This is a genomic window from Novosphingobium endophyticum (assembly GCF_014640675.1).
GTDB classification, from domain to species: domain Bacteria; phylum Pseudomonadota; class Alphaproteobacteria; order Sphingomonadales; family Sphingomonadaceae; genus Novosphingobium; species Novosphingobium endophyticum.
The window spans coordinates 42,207-51,746 of the sequence record NZ_BMHK01000024.1; the positions used below are offsets into that span (position 1 = coordinate 42,207).

General features: G+C 61.4%; 9 protein-coding genes. 8 read left to right on the forward strand and 1 reads right to left on the reverse strand.

Features of this window, described 5'->3' with window-relative positions:
- The first annotated feature begins 107 nt into the window (after positions 1 to 107).
- The 4 genes from IEX32_RS15255 (at position 108) to IEX32_RS15270 (ending at position 3,902) form a co-directional block, all read left to right on the forward strand.
- Complete coding sequence (locus IEX32_RS15255) at positions 108 to 416, forward strand: DUF1330 domain-containing protein (protein WP_188772409.1); 309 nt, start codon at positions 108 to 110, stop codon at positions 414 to 416.
- A gap of 2 nt (positions 417 to 418) precedes the next feature.
- Complete coding sequence (locus IEX32_RS15260) at positions 419 to 1,648, forward strand: MFS transporter (RefSeq protein WP_188772410.1); 1,230 nt, start codon at positions 419 to 421, stop codon at positions 1,646 to 1,648.
- A gap of 71 nt (positions 1,649 to 1,719) precedes the next feature.
- Positions 1,720 to 2,658, forward strand: a complete 939-nt coding sequence (locus tag IEX32_RS15265) for an NmrA/HSCARG family protein (RefSeq protein WP_188772411.1) — start codon at positions 1,720 to 1,722, stop codon at positions 2,656 to 2,658.
- A complete protein-coding gene (locus IEX32_RS15270; protein ID WP_188772412.1) occupies positions 2,655 to 3,902 on the forward strand; it encodes an MFS transporter in 1,248 nt (415 codons plus the stop codon). The genes IEX32_RS15265 and IEX32_RS15270 overlap by 4 nt, the downstream gene beginning before the upstream one ends.
- A gap of 39 nt (positions 3,903 to 3,941) precedes the next feature.
- Here IEX32_RS15270 and IEX32_RS15275 read toward each other — a convergent pair whose 3' ends face one another.
- Positions 3,942 to 4,754 carry an IclR family transcriptional regulator gene (locus tag IEX32_RS15275; RefSeq protein WP_268236750.1) on the reverse strand — a complete coding sequence of 271 codons (813 nt, stop codon included), beginning with the start codon at positions 4,752 to 4,754 and terminating at the stop codon, positions 3,942 to 3,944.
- A gap of 395 nt (positions 4,755 to 5,149) precedes the next feature.
- Here IEX32_RS15275 and IEX32_RS15280 point away from each other — a divergent pair, with 395 nt between their 5' ends.
- The 4 genes from IEX32_RS15280 to IEX32_RS15295 all read left to right on the forward strand — a co-directional run.
- Positions 5,150 to 5,701, forward strand: coding sequence for a carboxymuconolactone decarboxylase family protein (locus IEX32_RS15280; protein ID WP_188772413.1), 552 nt, complete (start codon positions 5,150 to 5,152; stop codon positions 5,699 to 5,701).
- A 54-nt stretch (positions 5,702 to 5,755) separates the two neighbouring features.
- On the forward strand, positions 5,756 to 6,436 hold the full coding sequence (locus IEX32_RS15285; protein ID WP_188772414.1) for a glutathione S-transferase family protein: 681 nt from the start codon (positions 5,756 to 5,758) through the stop codon (positions 6,434 to 6,436).
- Between the two features lie 35 nt (positions 6,437 to 6,471).
- Positions 6,472 to 8,271 (forward strand): thiamine pyrophosphate-binding protein, encoded by a 1,800-nt coding sequence (locus IEX32_RS15290; RefSeq protein WP_188772415.1) that lies wholly within the window; start codon positions 6,472 to 6,474, stop codon positions 8,269 to 8,271.
- Positions 8,272 to 8,676: 405 nt separating this feature from the next.
- A partial coding sequence (locus tag IEX32_RS15295) for an aldehyde dehydrogenase family protein (RefSeq protein WP_188772416.1) occupies positions 8,677 to 9,540 on the forward strand: 864 nt, incomplete at its 3' end.

Sequence of the window (9,540 nt, forward strand, 5' to 3'; positions counted from 1 at the left end):
TGGTGTCCCCGCTTCGCTGGCAGGCAAGGGCACCAAGCGCCCGAGGATGTCACCGCGCACCGCTCGATCGGATGCGAACCGCGGTTCAAGGAAGGAAGCGCAAGCGCATGTCTGCCTACGTCATCATGTTTCGCGACAGCACGCACGATCCGGAGGGACTGAAGACCTATGCCGAACTGGCTTTGCGCGCGCCCTCCGCAAAGATCGAGCTGGTCGCTTCATCCAAGCTCGGCCGGCACCGCGTGCTGGAAGGCGATACCATAGAAGCGGCAGTCATCCTGCGCTTCCCCGAATGGGAGGATGCTCTCGAATGGTATGAAAGTCCGGAATATCAGGCCGCTCGAAAGCACCGGTTGGCGTCGGGAACCTTTCGGGCCGTTCTGATCGAAGGCATGCCGGCCGGAGCGGGAGAATAGCCTTGGGCTATCTCGGTGAACTCAGGACGCACTGGCGAGCGCTCGCAGCGGCGTCGATCGGCCTGGCCTTCGGCTACACGTTCAACAACTACGTCACGAACATCTTTTCGCCGCACTTGATCGCCGAGTTCGGGTGGGAGAAATCTCAGTTCGCCCTTCTGGGGCTGATCGTCGTCGTCGCGGTCATCTGCCAGCCGATCGCGGGGCGGCTCGCCGATGCCTTCGGAGTCCGCCGCATCGCGCTCGTAGGTGTGCTCTGCGCGCCGCTCCTGTTCCTGGTGCTGAGCCGGATGACCGGTTCATTCTGGCTGTTCTTTGCGATCAACGTCTTCCAGGTCATCCTGGTCGGCGGCACGACAAGTGTGGTTGTCTATACCCGGCTGATCGCCAGAGATTTCGATCTTGCGCGTGGAATCGCCCTCGGCATCGCCGCATCCGCCCCGGCGATTGCCGGGGCCGTAGCGGCTCCCCTGCTTGCCGAGCTTGTCGAGCGCGAGGGGTGGCGTACCGGCTATCAGGTCGTCGCGGTTATCGAACTTCTGTTCGGATTGCTCGCAATCGCGCTCATCCCGAGGGAGGGCGTGGCGCCTGGCGCCCCCGGTCACTCCACGCCTGACGCAACCGGAGCAAAGGTGGACTACCGGGTGATCTTCACAAACCGGGCATTTCAACTGATCGTAGCCGGAATGATCCTCTGCAACCTGACGATCACGCTACAGATGTCGCAGATAAGCATCCTGCTCCAGGACATCGGGGTTGCGGCGCGAACCGCATCATTCCTGATTTCGCTCTATGCAGGCGGAGTGATTGTCGGGCGCCTGCTTTGCGGCGTGGCGCTGGATCGGTTCGCCCCACATCGCGTGGCCGCCATCGCCATGGCTGCGCCCTCGGTCGGCCTGCTCATCCTCGCGACCGGCACGGACTTGCTGCCGGCCGTCGCCATGGCGATCACGGTGCTTGGGCTGTCGCTCGGGGCCGAAGGCGATGTCGGGGGCTATCTGGTAATGCGCTACTTCGACCGCGCGATCTACAGTTCGGTGGTCGGACTGGTGATCGCCTCGCTCAGCCTGTCAGGCGTCATAGGTGCTCTCCTCCTCAGTGCGACGCTCAAGCTCAGTGGAGGGTTCTCGGCCTTCCTTCTGATCGCGGGTTTGTCTGCGATTATCGGCGGAGCGTTGTTCCTGTTTCTGGATAAAAAGGAGGGGACGGAAGATACCGCTCTGGCAGAATGACCAGAAGGTTCGCGGAACCCGCGGCAGTCGGATTTCGCGCCACATAGCCCACGCATACCGGGAGATTTGCAGTGCAGGCAACATCAGCGCCCATCCTTGTCACGGGGGCTACGGGAACCCAGGGAGGCGCCGCGGCCCGCGCTCTGGTCCGCGCCGGCCATCGCGTGCGAGCCCTCGTTCGCAATCCCGATACGCCTTCCGTCTCTGAGTTGCGCCGGGAAGGGTGTGAAATTGCGGTGGGCGACCTCGAGGCGCCCGACACGCTCGCTGCCGCGCTTGAAGGCGCGCATGGTGTTTTTTCGGTGCAGCGTCCCGATCTGACCGGCACCAATTCGGAACGCCGACACGGCTTTGCGCTGGTCGACGCAGCCCTCGACGCCGGCGTGTCGCATTTCGTGCATTCTTCCGTCTGCCAGGTTGAGGATCACGAGGCCTTCCCGCGATGGGACGAGGGCTACTGGTCGGTGTCCTACTGGACCGATAAATGGGCCGTCGAACAGAAGGTACGGGATGCGGGCTTCCCTTGCTGGACCGTCATGCGCCCGTCTTTCATCATGGAAAATCTTACGGACGCGAAGGCGCGGTACCTTTACCCTCAGTTGCGCGACGGGTTGCTCCTGACACCCATCAGGCCGGAATCGAAAGTGCAACTGATCGCCGGCGACGACATTGGCGCCTTCGTGCACGCAGCGTTCGAGGATCCGCAAACATTCTGCGGCAAGGCCATCGAACTCGCGGGCGACGAAATGACGGTGGCCGATATCGCCGAAACGCTGCAAACCGTGCTCGAAGTTCCTGTCCGGTCTCGATCGGTTTCCGCGCAGGAAGCCCTCTCCGCCGGGCTGGCCGCGACGTGGGTGCGTTCGCAGGAATGGGTCAACGATGTCGGCTATCACGTCGACCGGACACGTCTTGATGACTATCGGATTCCCTTGACGACGCTGCGCGATTGGGCCGAGCGGCACCGCGATTTGATCACGATCCGCAACCCGGAGGGCAGCCAGGCATGACAGTCGAGCCATCGATGGCGGGCAAGGGGACTTATCTAGGCGAGTTTCTTGTGCACTGGCGAGCCCTTCTTGCCGCCAGTATCGGCCTGATTGCCGGCACCACCTCGATCTACATCAACAACCTGTTCTCACCCTATCTCATCGCGGAATTCGGGTGGGAAAGGTCCGATTTCGCGCTCATCGGGCTGACCACAGCGATCGCCGTGGTCTTCCTCCCGATAGCGGGAAGGCTGGCCGACAAGTTCGGAATGCGGCGCATCGCTACGGCAGGCGTCGCCGCACTACCGCTCGTCTTTGTCGGGCTGGCGCTTCAGCCCGGCAGTTTCGTGGTGTTTTTCATTCTCAGCACCTTTCAGATGCTGATCATGTCGGCGGTTACCGGCATAGTCGTGTATGGCCGCCTCATAGCGCGATATTTCACTGTGAGCCGCGGTCTCGCCCTGGGTGTTGCTTCATGCATGCCGGCCCTGGCGGCCGCGCTTTTCAGCCCCCTGCTTTCCATGTTCCTCGAATCCTTCGGCTGGCGTAATGCCTACCTGTTCATGGCGGTATTCGCGGCGATCATGGGCGCGAGCGCACTGTCGCTGGTGCCCCGCGGCTTCCGCGACCGGGACACGCGCCCGCCCGAAATGCGAAGCGCGCGGCGCGACTATGGCGAAATCTTCGGCAGCCGGGCGTTCTGGGTGATCTTCGGGGCAATGCTCCTCGTCAACCTGCACTTCACAATGCAGACGACGCAGCTTGCCCTTATCGTCCAGGAAAAGGGGATCGAAGCCGCAGCCGCTTCGATCATGATTTCAATCTTTGCGATAGGCGTCATTATCGGCCGCATCGTCTGCGGCGTCGCCCTCGACCGCTACCCGCCGCAACTTGTCGCGACGGTCTGCTTCCTTTTCCCCGCCACCGGCCTTGCTGTCCTGGCGTCCGAAACCAATTCCTACGTCCTCTCAGCTCTGGGCGTCATGAGCCTGGGGTTTTCGGTCGGCGCTGAAGGTGACGTCGCCGCCTACCTGACGACACGGTACTTCCGACCGGAACTTTTCAGCTCGGTCCTTGGCCTGTTCACGAGCGCCATGGCGATTTCGGCCTTGTTCGGCGCGTTGGTTATCAGCAGGACCCTTGCAATGACAGGAAGTTATGCGCTGTTCCTCTCGATCGCATCGATCTCCGTTTTCGCAGGAGCCGCCTCGTTCCTGCTGCTGGGCAGAGGCGCGCCGGTAAACCGAACAGTAAGCCATTCGTGAGGTAAACTGAATTGACGAAATAGCCCGCCTTGTCGCCGGTCAGGGCTGGGGCGCTGGATAGGTTCCCTCGTACCCCAGCACGCGGCTGATCTTCTCCCCAGCCTCGCGCACAAGCTGCTGTGTGATCTCCAGGCGGTCCTGAAGCCGGTCCGTCGGGCCTGCCACGACAACCGCACATTTCACTCGCCCCTCATGATCGAAAGCCGGGCTGGCGATTGCCATGGCGCCAACATAGTGACCGCCGAAATCGGTCACCAGGGCCGTCTGACGCGCCTTTTCAAGTGCTGGAAGCAGTTGCTCTTTCGTGGTCGTGAAGCGGGTGATCGGCTCGAAATCGGTTTCTTCGACGTAGTGGTCAATTTCGTCCTGGGAAAGGAACGCGAGGACCGCCTTGCCGGATGCCGAACTGTATAGCGGCCTGCGATCTCCTGCCGGAACGGCATATCGAAGAGGTGAGTCCGCGACCATGACATCGGCATAGACTATTTCCTGCCGGCTTTCCGACAGGGTCCCCAGAATCACCGTTTCCTGGGCCTTTCTGGCCAGTTGTTCGATCACCGGCCTTGCGCATGCGGGAAACTCCGCCTCTCCCTGATATGAATCGATGAGACGGGCGAGACTGAAACTTTTCTGGCCGAGGCTGTAGTATCCAGACTGGTTGGCCAGGAAACCTTCGGATTCGAGCAAGCGCAGCAATCTGTGCAGGCTCGCTCTGGGCAAATCGAGAGCCTCGACAAGATCGCTGATCGACATGCCGGCCTTTCTGGTGGCCAGCGTCATCAGGGTTTCAAGCGAACGCACTCCAGCGCGAGGACCCTCCGCCGGGCTTTTCGTCGATCTGGAACTAGCCATACGTTGCTCTAATCATTTGCTGTTTCCCATTTTCATCGAGATCGACCGTCTCTGGTCGCCTCTGTTCATCCATCGAAGCGAGGATGCAACTCCAGACGTGCGATTCGCGCGCTCATCCGTTTGATTTGACCGGTATTGCCCCGTCGTGCCGTTCGACATGGTCTGAATATTCGCTTTGCACCCCCCTTGCCTCCCAAACATCATGGGTCGCCCCGATCTCAGGCATCTTGAATTTCAATTTTGGATCCGGTATCAAATATGGAATTAGAGCGAAACCCCTTGGGTTTCAGTTGCGGCAGTCCATGTCATTTTCAGGCGGGTGAAGGTGTCGCAGGCTAGGCAGTTCGGGGGCGCGATGGAACGCGCCCCGAACAAATGTGTGAGGAGCGAATGCCTTGCGAATACGGGCCGTATTCAAGCCATCTGATTTCCAACCGACACCGGACGCATCGCGGGCTGACGCCGAAGCTCTGTTCGAGCAGATGTTTCCCGGTGTCGAAAACCCCGAAATACCGCGCGATCATGCGGGCATGGCGATTGTCGCGCTTAACCCCGGGTTAGCCCGGCACATGAGCGCCATGAGCCGTTTCATGGCGCTGGAGCTTGACTTCAGCAAGCGCCGGGATCTGCGGGAACTGGCGATACAAACCTGCCACCTGAAGGCAGGGTGCGGCTATGGCTTCGAATCGCGCATTTCTGCCGCAGGTGCCGCTGGCATTAGCCCGGCGCAACTTGCCGCTCTGGCGGTCTGGAAAAGTAGCTCGCTGTTCGATGAAGAGCAGCGCCTTGTCATCGAATACGCTGAAGCCGTGCATGACAACGCCGTGACGGACGAGCTGTTTCAACGGATGGTCGAGCGGTTCGGCGAAAAAGGGGCGATCGAGTGCGCAGCCATTGTCGGATACTGGACTTGCTGGGCGATGATCATCAACGCGGCCAAGCCTTGAGCCGATGCTCCTTGCCGGCCCGAGGTGGTTCGCATGCTCGAAACAAGGTGTCGCATGAAAATCTACACCAGCCCAAATTCACCGTTCGGCGCACGAATCCGCATCGCGGCAAAGGCAAAGGGTATGGACCTTGAGAGTTTGCCGCTGCCGGAAGGAGGGCTGCATTCGGCCACCTTCCTCAAGATCAACCCCATCGCCAGGATTCCGGTGCTCGTGACGGAAGACGGCACGACAATCCCCGAATCGTCGGTCATCCTCGATTATCTGGAGGACCGCTTCCCGGCTCCCAGCCTTCTGCCGGAAAGCCCCGAAAATCGCGCCAGGCTAAGGCTGGCGGGGTGCATCATGGATCGCTACGTGATGGACCCGGTCATCCGCCTCTTTCCGCAACTTTCGCCCGGGGAACGCGACGATGGCGTCGTGTCGGCGGAGATCGCGCGCTGGCGGGCGGGGCTTGATCACCTCGCCTGCTTCATGGTCCCTTCCTTGCCCGTGGCGCCTGCGCCTGCATCGCTGGCAGATTGCATCCTCGCTCCCTCGCTGCACCTTGGAACGCGCATCGCGGCGATGCTTGGCCTCGAACGGGATCCCATGCTGGCTCATCCCGTGCTCGTCGAATATTATGATCGTGCCAGGCAAAACCCGGTCATTGCGCCCGTTCTTTCCGAGTTGACCGCAGCCCAAGCGCGAAAGGACGCGCAGGCCGGACTACCCTCACTCGCACATCTCCACTGAAGCCCCCATCATCCTGCAATCAAGGAATTTGTCGAATGAAAGAATACACTGTTCCAGAGCGGATCGTCGAACTGGTAATGGCGGAAGGCGTCGATACGATATTCGGCATCCCCGATCCGAGTTTTTTCGCCATGTTTCTCGAAGCCGAGCGGCGCGGCATGCGGATCATCGCGCCACATCACGAACAGGCGGGCGCCCTAATGGCAGACGGCTATTATCGCTTGACGGGAAAGCCGGGCGTCATGGGCATCAATAAGGGCCCCGGCGTTGCCAATATCGCCGCGGGCGCGGCCTATCTCGCCAAGGAGAACATCCCTGCCGTGTTCATCATGGGGCAGCGCCAGCGCCTCTATGAACAGCGGGTACGGCGCGGCAAGATGCAGTATATGAGCCAGCCGCCGATCTTTGCCGGCATGATGAAGTACATGGGCACGATCGAATACCCCGAACAGACCGACGAAATAATCCACGAGGCGTTTCGACTGGCCATGAGCGGCGTGCCCGGGCCGACGTTCGTCGAGATGCCGCTCAGCGTCATGCAGCCGAAGCTCAAGCTTCCGCCAGCCTTGTCTCCAAGCCGCTATCGCCTTGCCAACCAGGAAGCCGGCAGCGGTGCCATCGAAAGCGCGGTCGATATTCTGACCAGCGCCAAAAACCCTATCCTTCTCATCGGTCAGGGCGCCTTCGTTTCGCGCGCGCATGCGGATGTCGCCGAACTTGCCACCAGGCTGGGATGCCCGATCGTCTACAGTTCGGCCGTGGAGGCCGTTATCGCCGGAATGGACGATCGCAGTTTCCCCTATGGCAGCCTGTCCGCCAACGAGATCGTCGGCAACGCGGATGCGGTGGTCGCGATCGGCACCGAACTTGGCGAAACCCTGCATTACGGACGCGGCCATCACTGGTCGAAAGGCTGCACCGACCGCAAATGGATCTATATCGAGCGTGATCCCACGGCGATCGGGGTGAACCGTCCTATCGACGTGCCGCTCGTCGGCGATCTGCGCGACATCGTTCCGCAACTGGCGAAAACTCTTCCCGACACATCAAGGGCGCTGCCGCCGCGGGTTGGAGAACTGGCAAAGGCGCATGCGGAAGAGAAGCGCAAGCTTACCGCCTCGATATCAACTGCGTCCCAGCCAATGCACCCCGGGCGCCTCGCAATAGAGGCAACCAAGGTTCTGCCGGAAGACGTCGTTCTGGTGCGGGATGGCGGCGCATCAAGCATGTGGTTCTCCGGTCTGCTCCAATGTGTGCCGCGCGACGCGATGTGGAATTCGAACTACGGTGCGGTCGGCCCCGGCCTGCCTTACGCTGTCGGGGCACAGCTGGCTGTCGGCGATAAGCGGCGCGTGGTGCTGGTGACTGGCGACTCCTCGATCCTGTTTCACATTTCCGAGATCGAAACGGCCGTGCGCGAAAACCTCCCGGTAATCTGCATCGTCGCGGTGGACCACGCGTGGGGGATCGAAGTCGCTTCCTACAAGGCGAATTTCGGCCCCGAAACGAAAAAGCCGGGAGCGCACTGGAACAGCAAGGTACGTCTCGACAAGACGGCCGAAAGCTTTGGCGCATACGGAGAATACGTCGAGCGCGCCGAGGACGTTGGCCCAGCTGTCGAGCGCGCTCTGGCGTCCGGCAAGCCTGCGGTTATCCACTGCGTCATCGACGCGGACGCGAACAGTTCGTTCAGCGGTCTGCCCGGCTTCATGGAGTTTCGCACCTGGTATGGAGAGGAAGGCGACAATCTCGGTTTCGCCGGAACTCCGCCAGCGGCGACTGCGCAAGCGGATGGGGCAGACGACGCTCCCGTCAATCAGGGCAGCGGCTACTAACGTTTCAAGTTCGGGCACCGAACGTCCCACTTAGACTAGGAGCTGCCGGTTCAAAGCAATCTGGTCGCTTCAGCAAGCTATCCCATCGCAGGGGCTGCTTCAGATGCCGGGTTCCGCCGTTTGGCCAAAGCGGCCGAACGGCGGAACCCGCATTCGGACGAAGACCCCCGGTGACGACACTTTTCCGAACGGGCCGAAACCTGTTGGGCGACTATCGTTCTGCACAACAGAATGGATGTTCTGCAATATTGATTTCGAGTCAAAGCTTGGCTAGGGAGAAGCCGGAAGAACGTGGCCGCGGAGGACAAAATGGCACGCATGGCGTTCGGCGGCCTGCCGCACGGCAACCTTTCACAGTCCGAACGTGGTGCTCAACTATCTTGCTAATAGAGGGTGTCCAATGCGATGATCCGCAGATACGATCTTTTCATCGACGGCAAATGGCGCCCTGCATCGGACGGCGCGACGATGCCGGCGATCAATCCCTACAATCAGGATGTCCACGCGCATGTCCCCGTCGCCACCGCGAGCGATGTCGAGAACGCGATCGCCGCCGCGCGCCGCGCTTTCGACAGCGCCTGGTCAAAGACCACGCCCGGCGAGCGCGCGAAGCTTCTGAACAAGGTCGCGGACCTGCTCGACGCTGATGCCGACCGCATGGCGATGCTGGAAACCACGGACAACGGCAAGGTGATCCGCGAGACTGGCAGCCAGATGGGATATGCCGCGCGCATCTTTCGCTATTACGCCGGTTGGGCGGACAAGATGCATGGCGATGTCGTGCCGCTCGACCAGAAGGACACGCTCGATTTCGCCATCCGCGTGCCCTACGGCGTGGTCGCCTGTGTCACCGCGTGGAACTCGCCGGTTGCGATCCTGACCAATACGCTGCCCGCCGCGCTCGCCGCAGGCAACTGCGTGATCCTCAAACCGAGCGAGCACGCCTCGACCACGACGCTCGAAATCGCCAGGCTGTGCGAACAGGCGGGCTTCCCCGCGGGCGTCGTCCAGGTCGTCACCGGCGCGGGCGATGTCGGCGCGGCGCTGACCGGCAGCACGCAGGTCGACAAGATCAGCTTCACCGGTAGCCCCGGTGTGGGCCGGATCATCGCTTCGAAGGCCGGCGCCAACCTCAAGCCGCTGACGATGGAACTGGGTGGCAAGTCGCCCAACATCGTGTTCGACGACGCCGATTTCGACCGCGCGCTGATCGGCGCGCTGGCGGGCATCTTCGGCGCAACCGGCCAGACCTGCATCGCCGGCTCGCGC

Coding starts and splice junctions, on each gene's coding strand:
- IEX32_RS15285 (WP_188772414.1), top strand. CDS start 5,756: ATGAAAATCTACACCAGCCCAAATTCACCGTTCGGCGCACGAATCCGC.
- IEX32_RS15255 (WP_188772409.1), top strand. CDS start 108: ATGTCTGCCTACGTCATCATGTTTCGCGACAGCACGCACGATCCGGAG.
- IEX32_RS15270 (WP_188772412.1), top strand. CDS start 2,655: ATGACAGTCGAGCCATCGATGGCGGGCAAGGGGACTTATCTAGGCGAG.
- IEX32_RS15290 (WP_188772415.1), top strand. CDS start 6,472: ATGAAAGAATACACTGTTCCAGAGCGGATCGTCGAACTGGTAATGGCG.
- IEX32_RS15275 (WP_268236750.1), bottom strand. CDS start 4,754: ATGGCTAGTTCCAGATCGACGAAAAGCCCGGCGGAGGGTCCTCGCGCT.